This window comes from Flavobacterium flavigenum, from assembly GCF_027111255.2.
Taxonomy (GTDB): domain Bacteria; phylum Bacteroidota; class Bacteroidia; order Flavobacteriales; family Flavobacteriaceae; genus Flavobacterium; species Flavobacterium flavigenum.
In genome coordinates, this window is sequence record NZ_CP114285.2 from 3,342,955 (window position 1) to 3,365,729 (window position 22,775).

At 34.9% G+C, this 22,775-nt stretch carries 22 protein-coding genes; 3 read left to right on the plus strand and 19 right to left on the minus strand.

The genetic code is table 11. From position 1 onward, the window contains the following. Nucleotides 1-135: 135 nt before the first annotated feature. The 11 genes from nuoH to aspS form a co-directional block, all read right to left on the minus strand. Nucleotides 136-1,191 (minus strand): NADH-quinone oxidoreductase subunit NuoH, encoded by a 1,056-nt coding sequence (gene nuoH, locus OZP09_RS13765; RefSeq protein WP_269234315.1) that lies wholly within the window; start codon nucleotides 1,189-1,191, stop codon nucleotides 136-138. A 2-nt stretch (nucleotides 1,192-1,193) separates the two neighbouring features. Then, the gene (locus OZP09_RS13770; protein WP_269234316.1) at nucleotides 1,194-2,225 is read right to left on the minus strand and encodes an NADH-quinone oxidoreductase subunit G; all 1,032 of its coding nucleotides are present in this window, start codon (nucleotides 2,223-2,225) and stop codon (nucleotides 1,194-1,196) included. 93 nt (nucleotides 2,226-2,318) lie between these two features. Then, entirely contained in the window at nucleotides 2,319-3,689 is a 1,371-nt protein-coding gene (nuoF, locus tag OZP09_RS13775; protein ID WP_269234317.1) for an NADH-quinone oxidoreductase subunit NuoF, read from the minus strand. Nucleotide 3,690: 1 nt separating this feature from the next. Continuing rightward, nucleotides 3,691-4,221, minus strand: coding sequence for a complex I 24 kDa subunit family protein (locus OZP09_RS13780; protein WP_269234318.1), 531 nt, complete (start codon nucleotides 4,219-4,221; stop codon nucleotides 3,691-3,693). 82 nt (nucleotides 4,222-4,303) lie between these two features. Beyond that, a complete protein-coding gene (locus OZP09_RS13785) occupies nucleotides 4,304-5,542 on the minus strand; it encodes an NADH-quinone oxidoreductase subunit D (protein WP_223681336.1) in 1,239 nt (412 codons plus the stop codon). 25 nt (nucleotides 5,543-5,567) lie between these two features. Then, complete coding sequence (locus OZP09_RS13790) at nucleotides 5,568-6,089, minus strand: NADH-quinone oxidoreductase subunit C (RefSeq protein WP_269234319.1); 522 nt, start codon at nucleotides 6,087-6,089, stop codon at nucleotides 5,568-5,570. A 2-nt stretch (nucleotides 6,090-6,091) separates the two neighbouring features. Then, entirely contained in the window at nucleotides 6,092-6,640 is a 549-nt protein-coding gene (locus OZP09_RS13795; RefSeq protein WP_163391742.1) for an NADH-quinone oxidoreductase subunit B, read from the minus strand. Between the two features lie 84 nt (nucleotides 6,641-6,724). After that, entirely contained in the window at nucleotides 6,725-7,090 is a 366-nt protein-coding gene (locus tag OZP09_RS13800) for an NADH-quinone oxidoreductase subunit A (RefSeq protein WP_223681338.1), read from the minus strand. Between the two features lie 237 nt (nucleotides 7,091-7,327). After that, entirely contained in the window at nucleotides 7,328-7,522 is a 195-nt protein-coding gene (locus OZP09_RS13805; protein WP_007137066.1) for a cold-shock protein, read from the minus strand. 344 nt (nucleotides 7,523-7,866) lie between these two features. Then, complete coding sequence (locus OZP09_RS13810; RefSeq protein WP_269234320.1) at nucleotides 7,867-8,673, minus strand: hypothetical protein; 807 nt, start codon at nucleotides 8,671-8,673, stop codon at nucleotides 7,867-7,869. A gap of 35 nt (nucleotides 8,674-8,708) precedes the next feature. Next, nucleotides 8,709-10,454, minus strand: coding sequence for an aspartate--tRNA ligase (aspS, locus tag OZP09_RS13815; protein WP_269234321.1), 1,746 nt, complete (start codon nucleotides 10,452-10,454; stop codon nucleotides 8,709-8,711). Between the two features lie 154 nt (nucleotides 10,455-10,608). Here aspS and OZP09_RS13820 point away from each other — a divergent pair, with 154 nt between their 5' ends. Both OZP09_RS13820 and OZP09_RS13825 read left to right on the plus strand, forming a co-directional pair. After that, on the plus strand, nucleotides 10,609-11,604 hold the full coding sequence (locus tag OZP09_RS13820; protein WP_269234322.1) for a TlpA family protein disulfide reductase: 996 nt from the start codon (nucleotides 10,609-10,611) through the stop codon (nucleotides 11,602-11,604). A 208-nt stretch (nucleotides 11,605-11,812) separates the two neighbouring features. Next, nucleotides 11,813-12,160: a toxin-antitoxin system YwqK family antitoxin gene (locus OZP09_RS13825; RefSeq protein ID WP_269234323.1), complete on the plus strand. Its 348-nt coding sequence runs from the start codon at nucleotides 11,813-11,815 to the stop codon at nucleotides 12,158-12,160. Between the two features lie 56 nt (nucleotides 12,161-12,216). Here the strand turns inward: OZP09_RS13825 and OZP09_RS13830 are convergent, their stop codons facing one another. From OZP09_RS13830 to OZP09_RS13865, 8 genes are all read right to left on the minus strand, one after another. Further along, complete coding sequence (locus OZP09_RS13830) at nucleotides 12,217-13,776, minus strand: PepSY-associated TM helix domain-containing protein (protein WP_281309538.1); 1,560 nt, start codon at nucleotides 13,774-13,776, stop codon at nucleotides 12,217-12,219. Nucleotides 13,777-13,779: 3 nt separating this feature from the next. Further along, nucleotides 13,780-14,082 (minus strand): hypothetical protein, encoded by a 303-nt coding sequence (locus OZP09_RS13835; RefSeq protein WP_269234326.1) that lies wholly within the window; start codon nucleotides 14,080-14,082, stop codon nucleotides 13,780-13,782. Nucleotides 14,083-14,085: 3 nt separating this feature from the next. Beyond that, the gene (locus OZP09_RS13840; protein WP_269234327.1) at nucleotides 14,086-14,418 is read right to left on the minus strand and encodes a hypothetical protein; all 333 of its coding nucleotides are present in this window, start codon (nucleotides 14,416-14,418) and stop codon (nucleotides 14,086-14,088) included. Nucleotides 14,419-14,578: 160 nt separating this feature from the next. Then, nucleotides 14,579-17,755, minus strand: coding sequence for an efflux RND transporter permease subunit (locus OZP09_RS13845; protein WP_269234328.1), 3,177 nt, complete (start codon nucleotides 17,753-17,755; stop codon nucleotides 14,579-14,581). 134 nt (nucleotides 17,756-17,889) lie between these two features. Then, on the minus strand, nucleotides 17,890-18,957 hold the full coding sequence (locus OZP09_RS13850; RefSeq protein ID WP_269234329.1) for an efflux RND transporter periplasmic adaptor subunit: 1,068 nt from the start codon (nucleotides 18,955-18,957) through the stop codon (nucleotides 17,890-17,892). A 9-nt stretch (nucleotides 18,958-18,966) separates the two neighbouring features. Beyond that, nucleotides 18,967-20,301, minus strand: coding sequence for a TolC family protein (locus OZP09_RS13855; RefSeq protein ID WP_269234330.1), 1,335 nt, complete (start codon nucleotides 20,299-20,301; stop codon nucleotides 18,967-18,969). Nucleotides 20,302-20,313: 12 nt separating this feature from the next. Further along, nucleotides 20,314-20,913, minus strand: coding sequence for a TetR/AcrR family transcriptional regulator (locus tag OZP09_RS13860; protein ID WP_269234331.1), 600 nt, complete (start codon nucleotides 20,911-20,913; stop codon nucleotides 20,314-20,316). A 107-nt stretch (nucleotides 20,914-21,020) separates the two neighbouring features. After that, nucleotides 21,021-21,542, minus strand: a complete 522-nt coding sequence (locus OZP09_RS13865) for a YceI family protein (protein WP_269234332.1) — start codon at nucleotides 21,540-21,542, stop codon at nucleotides 21,021-21,023. 254 nt (nucleotides 21,543-21,796) lie between these two features. On the opposite strand from OZP09_RS13865, the gene OZP09_RS13870 reads away from it, so the two are divergent. After that, complete coding sequence (locus OZP09_RS13870) at nucleotides 21,797-22,771, plus strand: polyprenyl synthetase family protein (RefSeq protein ID WP_269234333.1); 975 nt, start codon at nucleotides 21,797-21,799, stop codon at nucleotides 22,769-22,771. Nucleotides 22,772-22,775 lie beyond the last annotated feature (4 nt).

Below are 22,775 nucleotides of genomic sequence, written 5' to 3' on the forward strand. Positions count from 1 at the left end.
AATTTGATGATTAGGACCAAATCCAATCTATTTCGTTTTTTATTTAGTAGCTAATCCTGCTATCCGCTATATCTTTTATGGTGAACCCCACCATAAAAGGATGCCGCTGCTATCAGGGCTAGGGCATTACGGTTCTTAGAATCCTAAGAAGGCAGCCAGATCGTGTCTTAAAATTACAATTCCCGTAACAATAATATTTGCAATTGAAAGCGGAATCAAAATTCGCCATCCCAAATTCATTAACTGGTCATATCTAAATCTCGGAATCGTCCAGCGAACCCACATATAAAAAAAGATCCAGAAACATATTTTAGCGAACAAAACCACAATTCCTAATATGTTAGCAATGTTTACACCTGCATTTTCTACCATCCACTGCATTCCCGGATAATTGTACCCTCCAAAGAACAATACTGAAATAATAGTAGCAGAGATAAACATATTCGCATATTCAGCAAATAAATAGAATCCCATTTTCATGGATGAATATTCCGTATGGTAACCACCAATCAACTCAGATTCACATTCTGCTAAGTCAAAAGGCGTTCTGTTGGTTTCAGCAAAAGCACAAATAAGGAAAATAAGGAAAGATAATGGTTGATAAAAAACATTCCAGTTTATTCCGGCCTGCTGCTCAGAGATTTCTTTTAAGCTCAAAGTTCCGGTCATCATCAACAAAGCAATCATCGATAATCCCATTGCAACTTCATACGAAACCATTTGAGAAGCCGCACGAACCGCTCCCATCAAAGAGAACTTATTGTTAGATGCCCATCCACCAATCATAATTCCGTAAACCCCAACAGAAACAACCCCGAAGAAATATAATAAAGCAATATTGATATCGGTAGCCTGTAATAAAATATCTCTTCCAAATAAATGCAACCTGTCTCCCCACGGAATAACTGCACTGGTCATCAAAGCTGTACTCATGGCAATTGCCGGTCCTACAACAAATAAAAATCGGTTTGGTGTATTCGGGAAAAATTCTTCTTTCGAGAATAATTTTAAACCGTCAGCAAGAGGCTGTAATAAACCTCCCCATCCGGCGCGGTTTGGACCCACACGATCCTGAAGAAAAGCAGCTACTTTACGCTCAGCCCAGGTAGAATACATCGCCATAATCATAGTTATGGCAAAAACCACAACAATAACAACACTTTTTTCTATAATAAATGCACTATCTACCATTGTTAAGAATTTTTGTCGTTAGTGTTTAACGGAATTTCAGCCATACTGATTTTTTTACGGTCAATATCTCTTCCTAAAAGAATATTCTTTTCGGTATCGATTTGTACTTTCTCTAGTTTTTGAGTGTAGTTATTTTGGTTTATTACAGAATCTTTTTCAAATTCTCTTGGTCCTTCAATCACCCAGTCATTTACATTTTTATGGTCAAAACGACAGCTGTTGCAGATGAACTCTTCTACTTCATGATACTCGTCTTTACGACCTGTTACACGCTGAATTTCTCCTCCAAACATCCAAACGGTAGTTTTACCGCAGCATCCGGGAGTAGTACATTCTCTGTGCGCATTATAAGGCTTGTTAAACCAGACTCTTGATTTAAAACGGAAAGTTTTGTCAGTCAAAGCTCCAACAGGACAAACATCAATCATGTTTCCGGAGAATTCATTATCTATTGCTTTGGAGATTCCAGTAGAAATATTTGCGTGATCTCCACGATCTAATACGCCGTGAACCCTGTTGTCGGTCAATTGATCTGCAACTTGTACACATCTTTGACAAAGAATACAACGGTTCATATGCAGTTGAATATTCGGACCAATATCTTCTGGTTCAAATGTTCTTTTTTCTTCGATATAACGTGATTTTGGATTTCCGTGTTCGAAACTTAAATTCTGCAAATCACATTCTCCCGCCTGATCACAAATAGGGCAGTCTAAAGGGTGATTGATCAATAAAAATTCAGTTACAGATTTGCGGGCTTCTGTTACGCGGTCAGAAGATTTGCTGTTTACTTCCATTCCGTCCATACAGCCGGTTACACAAGATGCCATTAATTTCGGCATTGGTCTTGGATCCGCTTCACTTCCTTTTGAAACTTCAACTAAACAGCAGCGGCATTTTCCACCGCTCCCTTTTAATTTGGAGTAATAACACATGGCTGGCGGAACTAAATCTCCTCCAATCATACGCGCCGCCTGCAGGATGGTAGTTCCTGGTTCTACGTCAATACTTTGACCGTCTATGGTTACTTTCATCTCTCTTAATGATTTGAATGCCGAAAGTTTAGATATTCAAAAGATTTGCTGTCCTTTTAATACTATATAACTTCGTACTTCTTTATATTTTTATTATATGATTACCTTACCGCCAACCAGATGTTTTACTTGCGAAAACGGTTCAGCAACAAAATGATCTCTGTGTTTTATTTTTTCAGGGAAACGAACATGGTATTCAAATTCATCTCTAAAATGACGGATAGCTGCTGCTACCGGCCACGAAGCCGCATCTCCAAGCGGACAAATCGTATTTCCTTCGATTTTGCTTTGAATACTCCATAACAATTCGATATCCTCTTCACGGCCGTGACCGTTTTCAATACGATGTAATATTTTTTCTAACCAGCCAGTTCCTTCTCGGCACGGAGTACATTGTCCGCAGGATTCATGGTGGTAAAAACGGGCAAAATTCCAGGTGTTTCTTACGATACAGGATGTGTCGTTGTAAACGATAAATCCTCCTGAACCTAACATTGACCCGGTAGCAAAACCACCATCACTTAAAGATTCGTAAGACATTAAGCGGTCTTCACCATTGGCTGTTTTGAAAATTAATTCAGCTGGTAAAATTGGCACAGAAGAACCTCCCGGAACCAAAGCCTTTAAAGGTCTGCTGGAAGACATTCCGCCTAAATATTCATCAGAATTCATGAATTCATCAACACTTAAGCCTAATTCAATTTCATAAACTCCCGGATTTTTAATGTGTCCCGAAGCCGAAATTAATTTTGTTCCAGTAGAACGCCCGATACCGATTTTAGCATACTCATCACCTGAATTATTGATAATCCATGGTACTGCAGCAATCGTTTCAACATTATTTACTACTGTTGGATTTGCCCAAAGTCCTGAAACTGCAGGAAATGGTGGTTTAATACGAGGATTTCCTCTTTTACCTTCCAGTGACTCAATAAGTGCAGTCTCTTCCCCGCAAATATAAGCACCAGCTCCACAGTGAACATACAAGTCTAAATCGTAACCTGTACCTAATATATTTTTTCCTAACCAACCCGCAGCTCTTGCTTCGTTGATTGCTTTTTCTAAAATTTTGAAAACCCACATATATTCTCCACGAATGTAGATGTAGGACAGGTTTGCGCCAAGAGCAAAACTTGAGGTAATCATTCCTTCGATCAATAAGTGAGGGATAAATTCCATCAAATAACGGTCTTTGAAAGTTCCTGGTTCAGATTCGTCGGCGTTGCAAACCAAATGTCTTGGTTTTCCTGATTTTTTATCAATAAAACTCCATTTCATTCCCGCTGGGAAACCAGCTCCACCACGACCACGAATTCCTGATTTTTTTACTTCTTCAACAACTTCATCCGGAGTAAGGGTTTTTAAAGCTTTTTCTACAGAAGCATAACCGCCGTTTTGGCGATACACTTCGTAGGTTTTGATACCCGGAATGTTGATTTTGTCTAATAATATTTTTTTTGACATCTTATTTATCGTGTAATATTATTTTATCCTCTTTACAATCAGCAATTAACTGATCGATTTTTTCTTCTGTCAGTTTTTCTTTGTAGAAATCGCCTAACTGCATCATAGGAGCGTATCCGCAGGCACCTAAACATTCTACACCGGCAATGGTAAACATCCCGTCAGGAGTTGTTTCGCCCATTTTAATGCCTAATTTTTCAGAAGTGTAATCCATTAAATTTTCGGCACCGCTTAAACAACAACAAGAAGTCTGGCAAAACTCAAACATGTATTTTCCGATTGGTTTTTGGTTGAACATGGTGTAAAAAGTAACCACTTCATAAACCTCGATTGGTTTGATTTGAAGAATTTCGGCCACTTTATCCTGCAGTTCAATACTAAGCCAGTTGTTATGCGCATCCTGAACTTCATGTAATACAGGCAATAGAGCCGATTTTTGTTTTCCTTCAGGATAATGACTAATCAGTTCATTGATGCGGTTCATCAATGCCTCGGTGATGTTTATTTCTTGTTTGTAATGTTTACGTTCCATTTTTTATTATTTTGAATCTTAAATTTTAAATTTTAAATGTTTGCGGCATTTATAATTTACAATTCAAAATTTATAATTCATTTTATGCGTCTAATTCTCCTGCAATTACATTTAAACTTGACAAAATAACAATTGCATCAGATAATAAAGCACCTTTGATCATTTCCGGATAGGCCTGATAATAAATAAAACAAGGTCTTCTGAAATGTAATCTGTATGGAGTTCTGCTTCCGTCGGTAACTAAATAGAATCCTATTTCTCCGTTTCCTCCTTCAACAGGGTGATAAATTTCTGCAACAGGTACAGGAACTTCTCCCATGACAATCTTAAAGTGATAAATTAGAGATTCCATTGATGTATACACATCTTCTTTTGGAGGAAGGTAATAATCCGGAACTTCTGCATGATATTCATTTCCTGCCGGCATTTTATCCAAAGCCTGACGAATAATGCTTAAACTTTCCCATACTTCAGCATTACGAACACAGAAACGATCGTAAGTGTCACCTGATTTTCCAACAGGAACAATAAAATCAAAATCTTCGTAAGAGGAGTAAGGCTGTGCAACACGAACGTCATAATCAACTCCCGCAGCACGTAAGTTTGGTCCTGTAAATCCGTAAGCCATTGCTTTCTCTGCAGAGATTGCACCTACATTTACAGTCCTGTCAATAAAAATTCTGTTTCTTTCGAATAAGTTTTCAAATTCTTTCCATGCAACAGGAAATTCTTCAAGGAAAGTATCAAGTTTTTTGAAAGCTTCCGGTGACCAGTCTCTTTCAAATCCACCGATTCTACCCATATTCGTTGTCAAACGGGCACCACAAATTTCTTCGTAGATTTCGTAAATCTTTTCTCTAAACTGAAAAACGTATAGGAAGCCGGTATAAGCACCAGTATCAACTCCTAAAATCGAGTTACAGATTAAGTGGTCTGTAATACGCGCCAGCTCCATAACGATAACTCTTAAATATTGAGCTCTTTTTGGAACTTCAATACCTAATAATTTTTCTAATGTCATCCACCATCCCATATTATTAATAGGAGAGGAGCAATAGTTCATACGGTCTGTAAGAGGTGTAATTTGATAAAAAGGACGGTTTTCAGCAATTTTTTCGAATGCTCTGTGGATGTAACCAATAGTTGGTTCAGCTTCCAGAATTCTTTCACCATCCATCAACAAAATATTTTGAAAAATACCGTGGGTAGCCGGGTGAGTAGGACCTAAATTCAGTACAGAAAGCTCGCTTCCGTCTTCGTTTAGTTTATCCTTTATTATTTTAGCATATCGATGCTCTGGTGATAATAATAGTTCTGACATTTTATAATGTTGAATTATTTATTTTTTAGCAATTTGTTGTTGTTCTTCCAAAGAATCTGTCGTCCTTATCTGTTCTTCCGCTGTCTTCCATTGGAAATTCCTTTCTCATAGGGAAAGACACCATTTCATCCATATTCAAAATACGTTTCAATTGCGGATGACCAATAAAGTTTATCCCAAAGAAATCATATGTTTCCCTTTCCATCCAGTTCGAACTTAAGAAAATATTTGAAATGGTTTTGATTTCCGGTTTTTCACCATTAAGATACACTTTAATTCTGATACGTTTATTTTCGTACCAGTTATGCAGATGATATACAATGGCAAACTGACGTTCTGATTCGTTATCCGGGTAGTGAATACCGCATAAATCAGTTAAAAAGTGAAAACGCAAATCAGCGTCATTTTTCAGGAAAAGAATCAGTGCTGTAATTTTATCAGCTGAAGCCTCTAAAGTAAAAATATCTCTTTCTTCGTGAAAGTTGAAAACATCAGTATTGAATGTTTGTACAAGTTTTTCCTGGATCAGTGTATTTTCTAAAGCCATTTTTATGAGATATTATAGGAAGCTAATAATTCCTGGTATTCCGGAGAGCTTCTTCGTCTCACAGATTCGTTTTTTACCAATTCCTGAAGTTTCATTACACCGTCAACAATTTGTTCCGGTCTTGGAGGACATCCCGGCACGTAAACATCAACCGGAATAACTTTGTCAATACCTTGTAAAACAGAGTAAGTGTCAAAAATCCCACCTGATGAAGCACAGGCTCCAACTGCAATTACCCAACGAGGTTCAGACATTTGTTCGTAAACCTGTCTTAAAATGGGTGCCATTTTTTTAGAAATTGTACCCATTACCATTAACATATCAGCCTGACGGGGAGAAAAACTCACACGTTCAGAACCAAATCTTGCCAAATCATAATGTGAAGCCATAGTTGCCATAAATTCGATTCCGCAGCATGAAGTTGCGAAAGGCAATGGCCAAAGAGAATTCGCTCGTGCCAAACCTACAACGTCATTTAGTTTTGTGGCAAAGAAACCTTCACCAACAACACCTTCAGGAGGGGCAACCATATTTACATTTGAATCGCTCATTTTTGTTATTTTGAATTTTGAATTATAAATTTTGATTGTTCAAATAATTATAATTCAGCATTTATAATTTAGAATCAATGTTTGTTATTCCCAGTCTAAAGCTCTCTTTTTAATGATGTAGAAAAAGCCAACTAAAAGCAAAGCCATGAAAACAATCATTTTCAGCATTCCCTCAATTCCTAATTCTTTAAAGTTTACTGCCCAAGGATAAAGGAAAATCACCTCTACGTCAAACAGAACAAATAAAATGGCTACAAGGAAATATTTTACTGAAAACGGAATACGGGCATTACCAACTGATTCGATTCCGCATTCAAAGTTTTTATCTTTAGTTTCTGAGGTTCTTCTTGGACCTAATTTTCCGGAAATAATGATAGTTCCCACTACAAAACCAACAGCCAGTATAAGCTGCATTAAGATAGGAAGATAGCTGTATTGATCAGATTGCATAAAACTTAGGGTTTTTACTTAAAAAATAGTCACAAAGATAGCTTTCAACTCTGTAAATCACAAACTAAAAAATGATTTAAGATAGTGCATAATATGGTTTGTATGTAATTTTTATTGATTATAAATAAAAGGTCAGAGTTTTGCATTTTTTTAACAAGTATGCAAAAAAAAACGTTTCGAAATAAATCGAAACGTTTAACCATTCAGAGGCAAAAAAAATAAATTGCTATATTTTTCTTAGATTACTGCTACTTTAGCAGCAACTTTCCCTTTTCTTCCTTCTTCTTCTTCGTAGCTTACACGGTCACCTTCGCGTAATTCTTCCGCGTTAATTCCTGAAGCGTGAACGAAGATGTCTTTTCCTGTTTCTTCGTCTGTAATGAATCCATAACCTTTAGACTCATTGAAAAATTTTACTGTACCTGTACGCATTGTAATTGTAATAATAATTTATAATAAAGCAAATGTAACATATTAACTAATACAAAAGACATGTATGTGTTAAATTTTTCTAAAAATTATTGATTTACAGTGATTTCTGTATGTTAATTACATTAAAATTCATATGAATATTTCTGAATTTTGATTCTTTTATTAATAATAAAGCAATTTATATAGTTGTTTTATTGTAATAAACGGACTACTTATTAAAAATTAGCTTTTTGATAATTTGCAGAATTTTTGTAATCAAAAAGAGCAACAAAATTAATTGCTGCTCTTTTTTGTTCTTTATATCTTAACTTATGAAGTAAACTTATTTTTTGAAATTATTAATCTCATTCAAAATCATACATTATGTTGCCTGAAGCATCATATTTATATTCATAGTTTGAAGTTTTTGTCTGTATTAATTCATTATTCCTATAATTAAGATGCTCATATTTGGCATAATTATTTTTTGATATTGATCGCAAATAGGTTTCGTCAAAAATTATTAATTTTTTAAGTGGGTTGGCTGTGTTGTCATAATTGCTAAATTTCTCGACAGTTCTATCTCCGTTAGGTCCTGTAAAATATTGTCCTTCCTCATAATTAACTGTAACAATACTGTCCAGATTTTGTTGTGGATTGTAATAATATTTTGCTTTTTGGTAAAACCTTGATAAATATTGAGGCTTGCCGTATAATTTTAAAGTTTCATCAATTTGGTTCAGATTGTTGTAAGTGTAAAATATACTGTCGTTAAGTTCAGGATCTTCCTTATAAATTATTTTTTTTATGACCCTGTTTTGATTATCCACTACAATTTTTCTCTCAAAAAATAAATTGATATTTGGAATATTTCTGGTAATTTTAATTTCATTGTTATTGTAAACTATATCTTCTGTTACATCACTGAAAAAGATGTAAGTTTCGTTGCCAAGGCTGGTAGGAAGTGGTATAAGACCTCCAATTCTTTTAATTATTCTGTTTTGCGAATCATATTTTAGTTTGACAGAACCTGATGATCCATTTTGGCGATTAAAATAATCCATGTAGCTCAGGTCATAGCTTTGAATATTATTTTCAGCTTCGTTTTCCTCTGAAGAACAGCTGGCGAATTGCAATATCGCCAGCAAACTTAAAATTTTTACCAGTTTCATAATTTTGGTTTGGTTTGGTTAGTTTGGTAGTCATTTTATTTAACTTGTATATGCAATTCTTTTAATTGTGATTCATCTATGGCTGAAGGTGCATCGATCATTACATCACGACCTGAATTATTTTTAGGGAAAGCAATAAAATCCCTAATCGTTTCCTGACCTCCTAAAATAGCAACTAATCTGTCTAAACCAAAAGCTAAACCTCCGTGTGGTGGTGCTCCAAACTGGAATGCATCCATTAAGAAACCAAATTGTGCTTTTGCTTCTTCTTCTGTAAAACCTAAATATTTAAACATTAACTGTTGCGTTGCTTTATCATGAATACGAATCGATCCTCCGCCAATTTCATTTCCATTTAAAACCATATCGTAAGCGTTTGCACGAACTTTTCCCGGATCTGTTTCTAACAATGCCATATCTTCTGGTTTTGGCGATGTAAACGGATGATGCATGGCGTGGTAACGGCCACTTTCTTCGTCAAGTTCCAATAGTGGAAAATCAACTACCCATAATGGTGCAAATTCTTCTGGATTACGCAAACCTAAACGAGTTGCTAGTTCCATACGTAAAGCAGAAAGTTGAGCGCGTGTTTTGTTTGCAGGACCAGAAAGTACAAAAATCATATCACCAGGTTTTGCTTCTGTTGCTTTTGCCCAGTTTGCCAAATCGTCCTGATCGTAGAATTTATCTACAGACGATTTATAAGTTCCGTCTTCGTTACATTTCACGTAAACCATTCCGGATGCGCCAACCTGCGGACGTTTTACCCAGTCAATCAAACCGTCAATTTCTTTACGAGTGTAATTTCCCGCTCCAGGAACAGCGATTCCCACAACTAATTCTGCTGCATTGAATACAGGGAATTCTTTATGTTTTGCAAATTCGTTTAATTCGCCAAACTTCATTCCGAAACGAATGTCCGGTTTGTCGTTTCCATATGTTTTCATGGCATAGTCGTACGTAATTCTTGGGAATTTATCAACTTCTATACCTTTTATTTCTTTTAATAAATGTCTTGTCAATCCTTCAAAGACATTCAAAATATCTTCCTGTTCCACAAATGCCATTTCGCAATCGATTTGTGTAAACTCAGGCTGACGGTCTGCACGTAAATCTTCGTCACGGAAACATTTCACAATCTGGAAATATTTATCCATTCCTCCCACCATCAAAAGTTGTTTGAAAGTTTGAGGCGATTGTGGCAAAGCATAAAACTGACCTTCGTTCATACGGCTTGGTACCACGAAATCTCTTGCTCCTTCCGGAGTCGATTTGATTAAGTAAGGCGTTTCAACTTCGCAGAAATCTAAATCAGATAAATATTTACGAACTTCCATTGCCACTTTGTGACGGAATAATAAACTGTTTTTAACCGGATTTCTTCGGATATCCAAATAACGGTATTTCATTCTGATATCTTCTCCACCGTCTGTTTCGTCTTCAATGGTGAATGGAGGTGTTAAAGCAGAATTCAAAATAGTTAATTCAGAAACTAAAATTTCAATTTCACCAGTTGGAATGTTTTTGTTTTTTGCTTCACGCTCGATAACAGTTCCTTTTACCTGAATTACAAATTCTCTTCCCAGGGTTTTTGCCAATTCAAAAACGGTTTTATCGGTACGGCTTTCGTCGAAAATAAGCTGTGTAATTCCGTAACGGTCACGTAAATCAACCCAATTCATGAATCCTTTATCTCGTGATTTCTGAACCCAGCCTGCAAGTGTAACTTCGGTATTAATATTTGAGGCATTTAACTCGCCACAATTATGACTTCTATACATTGATCAAAATTTAGACTGCAAAAGTAAACACAAAATTCAAATTAATATAGTAAAGTAATAACTTGATGCTTATAAAATTGAAATATTTTGTTAATGCCTAATTTTCTCATCTATAATTTCTTTAGATTTGATCTATCTAAATAAATTGTCAATTATGAGAAAAGTTATTCTTTTTGCTTTGATTATGCTGAGCATTTTTAACGTTAATGCCCAAACAAAGAATCAAATTAAATTTACGGCTAAAATTGCGAATAGAAATAGCGATACCTTAGTTATTCGCGGTGCAAATAATTTCACACAGATTATTCCAATTGATAAAAAGGGTGTTTTTGCAGCCACTTTTGAAGCTCCAAAAGGGTTTTATCAATTTTCTGATGGTCATGAAGTTTCGAGTTTGTACTTAAAACCAAATTCAGAAATAAACTTGACGATGGATGCGAAACAATTTGATGAAACGATTGCATATAAAGGTAAAGGTGTTGATGAAAGCAATTTTCTGGCACTTTACTCTTTAAATAATGAAAAATTTCAAAACGAAGCTTTTACTAAAGATGAAGCAGAATTTGCTGCACTTTTGGAAGCAAAGAAAAAGTGGGATAATGAAACTCTTGAAAAAGGAAAATATGATGCAGAATTTCAAACTGCTGTAAAAAGTGCGTTCTCACAATTTCATGAGTATGCAGCCCAGGCTTATCAAAGCAATGCACAAACAAATAAACTTAAAGGAAAGCCTTCACCTGATTTTGATTATGAAAATTATAAAGGCGGAAAAACAAAACTTTCAGATTTAAAAGGGAAATATGTTTACATAGATCTTTGGGCAACCTGGTGCGGGCCATGCAGGGCTGAAATTCCTTTTTTACAAAAAATAGAGGAGAAATACCATGGGAAAAATATTGAATTTGTGAGTATCTCAATCGACAAAGCAAAAGACAATGAGAAATGGAAAAAATTTGTAGCTGATAAAAATTTAGGCGGAATCCAGTTATTTGCAGATAAAGATTGGGAATCTGAGTTTGTAACAAGTTATGGTGTAACCGGAATCCCAAGATTTATATTGATTGATCCTAAGGGAAACATTTTAAACCCTGATGCTGATAGACCATCATCGCCAGAATTGCAAACACAATTAGATGCTTTATTGAAGTAATTCTTTCAAATTACAACGTTATCGTAATTTTAGCAATTTTCTAAAAACACCAGTAAAACCAATGCTTCAGCATTGGTTTTTTTATATGCGGCTGATTTCCAATGTTAAGTTTTTATTCAATGTTACCAAATTGTTAAGCAAAAGTTTTTTTAATGTAAACAATTAATTATATTTGGTAAAGATTTGATAACATTAATAACCTAAAGATATGAAAAAGTGTGTAATTTTAGTTGCAATATTGTTCTCTGGAATTTTAGTTGCACAAGAGACAAAACCTGAATTAGAAGCTGTTGGAAACAAAGTGAGAGCTACTTATTATTATGATAATGGAAAAGTACAACAAGAAGGCTTTTTTAAAGAAGGTAAATTAGATGGTGTCTGGGTATCTTATGACGAGAATGGAAATAAAAAAGCTATCGCAGAATACACAAACGGATTAAAAACCGGAAAATGGATTTATTTTAATGACAAAAATATTTGTCAGGTAGATTATTCAAACAGCAAAATTAATTCTGTTAAGAATTTAGAAGAAAAAGTTGTTGCGCATAACAATTAATACAATTTTAGTTAATTGAAAAAGGAGAAAATTGAATTCAATTTTCTCCTTTTTTATTATATTTCTGCTATTTGATTCTTTTTTGATTTTAATGAAAAAGCAACATATAGTGTAATTGATGCTAAAATAATCCAGAAAATATCAATAAAGAAAATCTGAATTTTGTTTTGGAGGAAAGAATTCCAAAACCAGTTTCCGGTAATGATTCCATTTGTAAGCGGAATCAAAAAACCTAAAACACTTCCTGAAATTAAGCACCATTTGTTAGTAAAAGCATCATTCTTTTTGATAATAAAAAAGAGGGCAAGTAAGAGCCATCCAATAAAATAAATACTGTATAAATTAGACTGAGTTAAAGGATAAAATAATTTAGATGCAATGAATGCCAATGCAGTAATCGGATACATACTCAAGCAAATAGCCAGATAAATACATACAACCCTTTCGTTGAAACGGCGTTTCTTCTCAGGCATATTTTTTTTATCCCTCGCAATTAACCAAATCATAACTCCTGAAATAATCACGAAGCAGGTTATAATTCCTAAAGCAAAGCTTACTATTTTCAATGCATAACCACCATAATCACCAAAATGTATCCGGTATAAAACATTTTTGACAACATCTAAATAATGGTTTTGTGTTTCAGGATTTTTCCTTGCAATTTCTTTTCCATCAGCAATACGGTAAACTACTTTTCCGTTTCCGGTAAATTTTTTGGTGCTTAACAATTCACCTTCAACCAGAAGATGCATATTAGCATCGCCATAGTTCTGAATCATCACACGGTTGATTTCAAAATCCTTCCAGTTGCTTTTCGCTTTAGAAACTAACTCATTGATACTAAAAGGAACTGTCAATTTTTTATTCTCAAACTTAAATTCAGGATCTGTATATTCAAGTTCTTTGTATAATTTGTCCTGATCTCCTTTATAAAGAGCCATTACAGCCGGCGCAACGATTAAAAGCTTAATCATGAAAAAAGCACCGGTTACGGCATAGACAAACTGAAAAGGCAATCCGATCATTCCTAATGCTGTATGGGCATCTGTCCATAATGTTTTAAGCTTTTCTTTTGGACGAAAAACATAAAAATTCGAAACAATTTTTTTCCAGTGTAGTAAAACGCCTGTTACTATTGCAAATAAGAAAAACAGCGCAATGAAACCCGAAAGATAATATCCGACAGGATAAGGAATCTGTGCAAGGAAATGCAAACGATATAAAAACTCTCCAAGAGAATAGGACTCTTCGTAGGTTGATGTTTTATAGTTTTTGGTATCTAAATAAAAAAAACTTCCTTCTTTTTGTTTTGCTTGGGCCAGACTATCTTTGGTTCCTTCTAAAGAAATATTAACCCGTCTTTCGTTACTATGTTTAGAAATGGTAATATTTCGTCCTTGGAGAATATACTCTTTGTCCAGTTTTTTTAACGCAGCATCATAGTTTAAATCAATTTCGCGTGAAATAGAAACTGATTCATTTTTTTCCCAATTGATTATTTCGTCCCTGAAGAAAGAAAAGGATCCGGCAAAGAAAATCACAAAAAGAACAACACTGATAACGATTCCGCTAACGGTGTGCGTATGGAAATAAATATTATAATTACGATTACTCATCTGTTATTGTGCGGTTGTATTATAGGTTTGTCCCAGATATATTAAAAGAGAGAAAATGAGTGAAAGGAGTATGTAAACCATCCATATTTTCCATCCGTTTTTGGCTAAAAAAGCAATTACCATCAGTGCTACCCAAAGAATAAAGCCACTAAAAGCCATTGTAATAAGGATATTTGCCCTATTGAACCAGGAAGCTAAAGCGAGGTGAAAAGTAACCGAAACAAAATAACCGCCCAGAATAGCGGCAGTAATTTTAGCAAACCGTTGCCATTTTGACTGTGTTAAGTATTTAGGATTTGCAGGCATGGTTTAAGTGTAATAAATTTCTAGTAAGATTGCAGTTATGAAAAAAATCAGTAATGTTATTCGACTTATTTTTTTTAGCGGAGTTAATATCACAATCAGGCTTCCTATTACCATTAACTGAATTAAAAAAAGCAAGGTTCCACAACACAGAGAGGCTGTAAATAGCCAAAAAAAGTAGGCAGTTATAAGCAAAAGTAATCCGGTAATTTTAGTTTGTTTTGGGTTTTTCTGCATCCATTTTTCAAAACCTAAATCATAGGATAAAGCAGCTCTTTTAGAAGTAAAATACAAGGTATAAAAAGCTAAAAAAACGATAAGACTTGCTATTGTTACCATAATCTGAAATTTTATGCAGCAAATTTAAGTTTTGAAATAACACAAAACAAATTATTTTTATTTATTCCAAATAAGAAATAAAAACAAAAGCATATAAATGCAAAAAACCTGCTCAAATGAATGAACAGGTTTTTCAGGTTTAAATCAAATCAACAATTAATTAATGCGTATGTTTAGGGTTAAAACCGTCTTCGCTTAATTCGGTGTGCTCATAATCAGCTACCATTTCAGCTTCGTAATCAATTTTATCTCCTTTAGATAATCTTCTCATAATACCTTCCATGATCTGGTAGATAACCGGAACTACAATTAAGGTTAAGAATAACGAAGAAATTAATCCTCCTATAATTACCCATGCAAGTCCGTTTTTCCACTCAGCTCCTGCTCCGGATGCTAATGCAATTGGGAACATACCAAATACCATCGCAATTGTTGTCATCAGGATCGGACGTAAACGCGCGTGGTTTGCCTGGATCAATGCTCTTCTAATCGATTCTCCGGCAGCTCTTCGCTGGTTGGTATAATCGACAAGCATGATCGCATTCTTACACACCAGACCAATCAACATGATGACCCCTAAAATGGTAAAGATATTTAATGTATTGTTTGTTAATGCCAGTGCAAATAAAACCCCAATAAACGAAAGCGGAATCGCGAACAATACCACAAACGGGTGAACGAAACTGTCGTAAAGACCAACCATTACAAGGTAAACCAAAATAATAGCCGCCAATAATGCAATTCCTAAAGTACCAAAACCTTCAGATTGGTTCTCCTGGTCACCTCCCCAGATATAATTTACTCCGGTTGGTTTTTGCAGTTTGTCTAGTTTTTCCTGCCATTGTGTAACGATTGTTCCCGCCGGCACCCCAACGTTCTGACCTTGTACGGTTACAGAAGCTGTTTTATCTCTACGCTCTAATTTACTTGGTCCTGAACCTTCAGTAATAGTAGCAAATTGGTTTAATTTAATTTGTTGCCCTGCATTGTTGATGAAAATCAAGTTACTAACGTCTGTGATATTTTTTCTGTCAAATTCGTTGTATTTGATATTGATGTCGTATTCGTATTCGCCAGCTCTAAATTTACCGTCAGTATTTCCACTATAAGCTGTCTGCATGGTTAAACCAACAGTTTGAAGTGTTAGTCCTAAAGCAGCCATTTTATCACGGTCTACTTTTACGTTAATTTCAGGGTTTCCGTCTTCAACTGTTAATTTAATCTCAGTTGTTCCTGGAATGGTACGCAACTCAGCTTCTGCCATTTTTGCAAATTTCATAGCGCTTTCTACGTTTGGACCTGTTACGATCAAACCTAAAGTAGCATCTTCTGCTGTACCTAAAATACCTACTGGAACTGTTTTAACTTTTGCTCCAACTAATATTTTTTCAAGCTTACGCTTTGTCTTCGCAGCATAAACGTTTGCATCGTCTGTACGATCTTTTTGCTCGATCATTTTAACATCGATCTCAGCTTTATAAGCTGTTGCCTGCGCTGCACCTAAACCTTCACTGGTTTGTCCTACCGTTGTAATCTGGCTGAAAACATATTTCTCTCCTTTTAAGAAAGCTTCTGCTTTTTGCGTCATAAAGTTGGTCTGCTCTAATGAAGCGTCTTTTGGCATCTCGATTTGTACTAAGAACTCACCACTATCAGATGATGCGAAGAATTCTCCTCCGATGTAACCACCTCCCATTAACCAGAAGATAGATCCGAAAAACAGGACTAATACAATTCCGATTGTTTTAAAGTAGTGATCTAAACACCAGTTCAATAAATTTGAAACCCAGTCAGTAAAACGAGTTAAGTAGCTTTCAAATCCAAGGATGATTCTTCCGAAAAGGTTTTTACCTTCAATATGCTCCAGTTTTCCAAAACGAGAAGACAACCACGGAATAATAGTAAATGAAGCCAATAATGAGAACATTGTAGAGATAATTACCGTAACACAGAATTGTGTAATAATGTTCGATACCAAACCTGTACTCATTGCAATCGGCAGGAACACCACCACAATTACCAATGTAATCGAAGTTACTGTACCGCCAATTTCTGCAGTACCATCATACGATGCACGAATTCGGCTTTTACCCATCTCCATGTGTCGGTAAATGTTTTCTAATACCACAATCGCATCATCCACAAGAATACCAACAACAAGAGATAAACCAAGTAATGACATTAAGTTAAGCGTATAACCTAATAAATAGATTCCGATAAATGTTGCAATCAAGGAGGCAGGAATAGAAATCATTACGATCAACGAGTTTCTAATACTGTGCAGGAAGAACAACATTACAAATGCTACCAGAATAACCGCTATTAATAAATCGTGTACAACGGAGTCTGCTGCTTCAAGAGTAAATATGGTACTGTCTTTTGCAATATCAAGTTTTAAACTGGATTTTTTATAATCTTGTTCTAATGTCTTAATTGTTTTAACCAACTGCTCGCTTACTGCTACGGCATTCGCATCTGATTGTTTTACAATTTGAAGTACAATCGCACTTTTTTGGTCTACACGCGCAATTTTCTCCGCGATTTTTTGTGTATCCTGAACGTCAGCAATATCGCCTAAACGAACCTGGATTCCGTTTTGAGAAGAAACTACTAAGTTTCTTAATTCTTCAACGTTTTTATATTTACCCGCTAAACGGATTAAGATTTTTTGATTTCTAGTTTGAATGTTACCCGTTGGGAAATCCAGGTTTGAAGTCAAAATGGTCTGTTGTACCTGAGGAACAGAAAGTCCGTAGCCTTGCATCTTTACTGCATCAAGGTTTACCTGAATCTCACGCTCCTGACCACCAATAATATTTACCTGCGCCACACCTTGTACACGAGATAAAACGGGTGCAATCTTTTTATCGATCAAATCGTAAAAAGCAGCCTCATCCATTTTACCATTTGCACCAAGCGTCATAATTGGTAAATCACTCAAAGAGAATTTAGTTAACGACGGCGGATCGGCATCATCTGGAAGATCACTCAAAATCGCATTAATTTTACGCTGCGCATCATTCATCGAAATATCTACGTTAGCAGTAGAAAGCAATGTAATCGACACTACAGAAAGTGACTCATATGATTTTGAATCGATTTTCTTGATATTTTCTAATGATGCAATCGCATCTTCAATCTTTTTTGTTACTGTATTTTCAACCTCACTTGGCGAAGCTCCAGGATATACAGTAGAAACCGTAATAACGTTGGTTTCAAATTTCGGGATCAGCTCATAGCCTAACTGGCTGTAGCTGAACAATCCACCTAAAATCAGAATTGTAAACAATACAATTACTAACGACGGACGTTTTATGGATATTTCGGCTAATTTCATATGTTTTTTTTTAAAGTCTTTAGTTTTTTAGTCCCTAGTCCTTTTTAGTCTTTAGTTATTAGACCCTAGTTTAATATTATTTAATTTCTAAGGACTAGCAACTAAGTACTAATCAACTTAATCACTAATTACTCTTACTTAATAATTTCTACTGTATTTCCGTCTTGTAAGTTAATTTGTCCCGTTACTATTACGGTTTCCCCATCATTTAATCCATCGATAATTTCAACTTTATCACCTAAGATTCTGCCGGCTACGACTTTTTTCAATTTGGCAACATTGTTTTCAACCACAAATATTTGGTTGCTGCTTACACTTCCTACGAAAGCATTTCTTGGAACAATTTTCAGGTTTTGTTTTTGGTTGTTACCACCAAAATTTGCTGTTCCGTACATACCCGCTTTTAAATCGTTATTTGAATTATTTGTAATTTCGATTTCAACAGGAAAGTTTAAAGAAGCATCTGCTTTTGAAGCAATGAAAGTAATTTTTCCGGAGAAATTTTTGTCAGGATAAACACTTGCGGTAATGTTAACTGTGTTTCCTAATTTTAAACTTGCAACCTGACTTTCATTTACAGCAACAGTCAGTTTTAATTTGGATGTATTTACAATATCAAATAATGCAGTTGCAGGCATACCAGTTAAGATAGATCCCGGTTCAATATATTTTTTATTGATGAATCCGTTGATTGGTGCTTTTACTTTTGTGTCACCAACATTAATATTTGCTTGTTTTAAATTAGATTCAGCATTTGTTAAAGCTAATTTTGCCTGATCTAATTGTTGTTTTGTAACACCACCGGTTTTAAAAGCATTTTCATATCTGCTGTAATCAGATTTTGCATTTTGGTAAACTGCCTGAGCCTGTTGTGCACTCACATTAATCACATCGCCTCTCATAGTTAGTAAAGTCTGGCCAACTCTTACATAGTCACCTTCTTTTACTAAAACACGGATTACTTTTCCGGATTTTTCAGCAGAGAAAGTCAATTCCTGAATAGGCTCAAAGTTTCCGTTGGCCGTAAAACCCAGATTTACATCTTCTGTTTTAACTGTCGCTACTTTTACAGAAACAGCAGCATTTTTTTGTGCCACAATAGCAGTTTTAGCCTCATTTTCTGTTTTATTTTTATTTAAAAGGTAGCTAATCCCGACAAAAGCTACGGCTATGATTACGATTGTTATAATTATTTTCTTCATTGTAATTAGTTATTTAATAAGAGTTTTTAGTTCGCCTTTTGATTTGATTAGAGATATTTCGGCAATTTTATAATTTAAAACTGCTCTGCTGTAATTATTCTGAGCTTCCTGATTTGCATTTTCTGCATCTAATAAGTCAGTTAATGATGCTAATCCCTGTAAGTAATTGTTTTTGGTATTGCTTAAAATTTCACTTGCAAGTCGCATATTTTCTTTTTGGTTCTCAATAGTCACAAGATTATTATTGATTTGCGTCATCGCATTTCTATAATCCAGGTCAAGAGAAAGTTTAGTGTCTTTCATGTCTTCCTGTAGTGTTCTGATTTCAACATCAGCCTGTCTCACTTTCGCACGGGTACCAAAACCGGTAAAAATCGGAATATGTAGATTTAATCCTATAGCAGAATAATCAGACCAGTAAACCCCGTCTTTAGGCTTTTTAAACCAAGGCATTTCAGGTCCCTGACCAATATAGTTGTAACCTGCAGTTAGTGAAAGTGTAGGATAATATCCGGCTTCAACAGCTTTCTTATTGAATACAAGTAATTCTTCTTGTTTTTTCAAAAGAAGATATTCTGTTCTGTTTTCTACATTAGGAGTTTCAGTCAATGCTGCCGATGTAGCTTCAAATTCTTCTGAAGGAATTTCGATTTTGGTTTCAATTGGCATACCCATATAAAACTTTAAAGCATTTTCCTGTAACTCAACCTGATTCTTAACTTGTTGACGCTCTGTATCAATGTTTGATAATTTTACAATGATACGGTCTAAATCAATTTTCTTGGCCAAACCATTGTCAAATTGTCCTTTTACAATATCGCGAACTTTAGTAGTATTGGCATATGTACTGTCTAATAAAGTTAAAAGGTCTCTTTGAACATAAACAGTATAATAATTGTTGGCTACTCTTTCAATTACCTGTTCTTCTGTCAGCTGATCATTTATCTGATAAAATTCACGTGTCGAACGGGCGGCCCTCAGTCCTGTAAATACAGACTGATCAAAAATTGCCTGAGTTAAAGAAAGTCCTGCAGTAGAAGTCCATTTTTGGCCTAATGGCGCTAAAAGTGTAGTTCCTGGAGCGCCAAAAAAATCTCCAGGTAAAGCATTTAACTGCAAAATAGGATTGTAAGTCAAATTTCCGTTTGCAGAGATTTGTGGCAGTGCTCTTGAACGTATTTCCTGAATTTTATACTCACTGTTTTCAACCTGCAATTTAGATTTCTTAGCTTCTGCTTTATTTTGAAGAGCGTAGGTAAGAGCGTCTTTTAGGGTTAGTGTCTTGACTTGTGCATTGGCGGAGAGGCCAACACTGCACAAAAATATTAGAACGATTCTTTTCATATAGATTGATGATTAAGTAATAATTTTTTTAAGTTGTTTTTCTAATTCTGCAATTCCTAATGGTGTTGACATTGCTCTGGTGTGATATTCTAAGGCCTCTAATTCTAATTTTTGCGATTCTTTGTCTGATACTGTTGTTTCATTAATATGAAAAATTAAAGTATAATAAAACCGTACATATACATCAATATTCAGGTCTGCCCTGTATAAGTTTTCACGAATTCCTTTTTCAATATTTTCTCTAAACCATTGGCTGCATTGTTCTATTTCCTGAGTCATAACTTTATGGTAAATTTCAGGATAATGTTTTTTAAGCTGATAAATGGGAGACGAATCCATACTGTTTGTAAACATTTCGCAAAACATTTCACGGATCTCAAAATTCTCCTGAATTGCATTATTGTTTTTAGCTACAATCGTATCAATGATTTCATGTACCTGTTTATGAACTAAAGTTGTGCTTTCTTCTATTAAAATCTCTTTATTACAAAAGTATTTGTAAATCGTTTTTTTTGAAATGCACATTTCACCTGCGATATCATCCATTGTGACACTTTTAAAACCTAGTTTTAAAAATAGCTCACTTGCTTTTGATATGATTTTCTCTTTCATTATTAATTTTCTCTTTCATTACAAATATATTCAGGAAACTAAAGTTAAGAAAAAACTGTCCAATATATTCGTAATTATTTTACATTCCCTTATTCATTTCGTAAGATTTATATGCTGAATTCTAAGTTTGCAATAAGTTTGATGTCTTTTCCTAACGCTAATCCTCCATTGTGGTTATAGGAATTATAGTCTAAACCAAAATCCTGGCGTTTAATATCCCCTTTAATTTCAAAAGCTACTTTTTTCTCCCCATTATAAGTATTGACACCAATAAACTCTGCATCAAGCTCTACTACTTTGGTCACATCTTTTATGGTTAAATCACCTTTAAAGAAATTGATATTATTATTTACTTTTTGAAAAGAGGTCGATTTGAAACTAATAATCGGATGCTCATTCACGTTAAAAAGATCATTTAACTGTAAGTGAGAATCAATTTGTTGAAAACTGTCATTCTTGTTATTTATGTCTAAAGAAAATTCAACAGAAGCATCTTCAATTTCATTATCCTCGATATTTACATAGCCATCAAACTTGTTTGCGTTTCCTCCCAAATAAGCAATTATCGAATGCCTCATTTTTATTAAAACATCTGACTGGCTAGAATCTACGGTCCATGTTGTTTTCATATATTTTTGATTTTGTTGAGTTTATGCTTGCTTAAAATCTTTTGGAAACTTAAATAGTGTTTTCAGTTTCCGTGTGCAAATATAAACAGGAAACTTAAAACACCAAAAAAGTTTCCATGTTTTTTTAAAATAATTTTAAGAGAGCGAGAGGAGTATGAAAACATCAGATTAAAATCATTTCGAGCAATTAAATTTTAGACCATAATTTCACATTTGAATTGTATCTTTGGGCTCGTAATCAGATTTTCATTTTTATGCACCATATTAGCCAGTACCAGGATTTTTTTATTAATTATCTAAAAAGCCAAAACATTAGCAAAGAGCCTAAAAACCTTTATGAACCTATTGAATATATTTTGGGACTTGGGGGCAAACGGATGCGTCCGGTACTAACTTTAATGGCAGCAGAAGTTTTTGATGCCGATTATAAAACAGCACTTCCGGCTGCAATGGCGGTAGAAGTTTTTCATAACTTCTCTTTGGTTCATGATGATATTATGGATGATGCACCTTTGCGAAGAGGAAAAGAAACAGTGCATGAGAAATGGAACCTTAATACAGGAATTCTATCCGGAGATGCAATGCTTATCCTTGCTTATCAATACTTTGAGCAATACGAGCCGGAAATCTTCAGGGATTTAGCAAAGCTTTTCAGTAAAACAGCGCTCGAAGTTTGTGAAGGCCAGCAATGGGATGTAGATTTTGAATCACGTTCAGATGTTACTATTCCTGAATATCTGAAAATGATTGAGTATAAAACAGCTGTTTTGGTTGCGGCTGCTATGAAAATGGGTGCAATTGTAGCCAAAACTTCTGGAAAAGAAGCCGATTTGATTTATGATTTCGGACTTAACTTAGGATTGGCCTTTCAGCTGCAGGATGATTATTTAGATGCTTTTGGAGATCCTGAAACTTTTGGAAAACAAGTAGGAGGAGATATTATCGAAAACAAAAAAACCTATTTGTACTTAAAAGCAATAGAGTTTTCTGCTTCTGAAAAAGCGGCAGAATTGCAGAGTTTATTCACTTTGCAATTGGAGGACAACGCTGATAAAATAGAAAAGGCCAAAGCGATTTTTAACGAATCGGGTGCATCGGAAGCTACTCAAAAAGCGATAGAAATGTACACTTTTAAAGCTTTTGAAACACTTGAAAAAATGGATATCAGCACAGAAAAGAAAAAGATCCTGAAGACTTTTGGCGAAAATCTAATGGGCAGAAAGGTTTAATATT

Excerpts from the sequence above, each read along its gene's own strand:
- nuoH (WP_269234315.1), bottom strand. The coding sequence starts at position 1,191 with ATGGTAGATAGTGCATTTATTATAGAAAAAAGTGTTGTTATTGTTGTG.
- OZP09_RS13770 (WP_269234316.1), bottom strand. The coding sequence starts at position 2,225 with ATGAAAGTAACCATAGACGGTCAAAGTATTGACGTAGAACCAGGAACT.
- nuoF (WP_269234317.1), bottom strand. The coding sequence starts at position 3,689 with ATGTCAAAAAAAATATTATTAGACAAAATCAACATTCCGGGTATCAAA.
- OZP09_RS13780 (WP_269234318.1), bottom strand. The coding sequence starts at position 4,221 with ATGGAACGTAAACATTACAAACAAGAAATAAACATCACCGAGGCATTG.
- OZP09_RS13785 (WP_223681336.1), bottom strand. The coding sequence starts at position 5,542 with ATGTCAGAACTATTATTATCACCAGAGCATCGATATGCTAAAATAATA.
- OZP09_RS13790 (WP_269234319.1), bottom strand. The coding sequence starts at position 6,089 with ATGGCTTTAGAAAATACACTGATCCAGGAAAAACTTGTACAAACATTC.
- OZP09_RS13795 (WP_163391742.1), bottom strand. The coding sequence starts at position 6,640 with ATGAGCGATTCAAATGTAAATATGGTTGCCCCTCCTGAAGGTGTTGTT.
- OZP09_RS13800 (WP_223681338.1), bottom strand. The coding sequence starts at position 7,090 with ATGCAATCTGATCAATACAGCTATCTTCCTATCTTAATGCAGCTTATA.
- OZP09_RS13805 (WP_007137066.1), bottom strand. The coding sequence starts at position 7,522 with ATGCGTACAGGTACAGTAAAATTTTTCAATGAGTCTAAAGGTTATGGA.
- OZP09_RS13810 (WP_269234320.1), bottom strand. The coding sequence starts at position 8,673 with ATGAAACTGGTAAAAATTTTAAGTTTGCTGGCGATATTGCAATTCGCC.
- aspS (WP_269234321.1), bottom strand. The coding sequence starts at position 10,454 with ATGTATAGAAGTCATAATTGTGGCGAGTTAAATGCCTCAAATATTAAT.
- OZP09_RS13820 (WP_269234322.1), top strand. The coding sequence starts at position 10,609 with ATGAGAAAAGTTATTCTTTTTGCTTTGATTATGCTGAGCATTTTTAAC.
- OZP09_RS13825 (WP_269234323.1), top strand. The coding sequence starts at position 11,813 with ATGAAAAAGTGTGTAATTTTAGTTGCAATATTGTTCTCTGGAATTTTA.
- OZP09_RS13830 (WP_281309538.1), bottom strand. The coding sequence starts at position 13,776 with ATGAGTAATCGTAATTATAATATTTATTTCCATACGCACACCGTTAGC.
- OZP09_RS13835 (WP_269234326.1), bottom strand. The coding sequence starts at position 14,082 with ATGCCTGCAAATCCTAAATACTTAACACAGTCAAAATGGCAACGGTTT.
- OZP09_RS13840 (WP_269234327.1), bottom strand. The coding sequence starts at position 14,418 with ATGGTAACAATAGCAAGTCTTATCGTTTTTTTAGCTTTTTATACCTTG.
- OZP09_RS13845 (WP_269234328.1), bottom strand. The coding sequence starts at position 17,755 with ATGAAATTAGCCGAAATATCCATAAAACGTCCGTCGTTAGTAATTGTA.
- OZP09_RS13850 (WP_269234329.1), bottom strand. The coding sequence starts at position 18,957 with ATGAAGAAAATAATTATAACAATCGTAATCATAGCCGTAGCTTTTGTC.
- OZP09_RS13855 (WP_269234330.1), bottom strand. The coding sequence starts at position 20,301 with ATGAAAAGAATCGTTCTAATATTTTTGTGCAGTGTTGGCCTCTCCGCC.
- OZP09_RS13860 (WP_269234331.1), bottom strand. The coding sequence starts at position 20,913 with ATGAAAGAGAAAATCATATCAAAAGCAAGTGAGCTATTTTTAAAACTA.
- OZP09_RS13865 (WP_269234332.1), bottom strand. The coding sequence starts at position 21,542 with ATGAAAACAACATGGACCGTAGATTCTAGCCAGTCAGATGTTTTAATA.
- OZP09_RS13870 (WP_269234333.1), top strand. The coding sequence starts at position 21,797 with ATGCACCATATTAGCCAGTACCAGGATTTTTTTATTAATTATCTAAAA.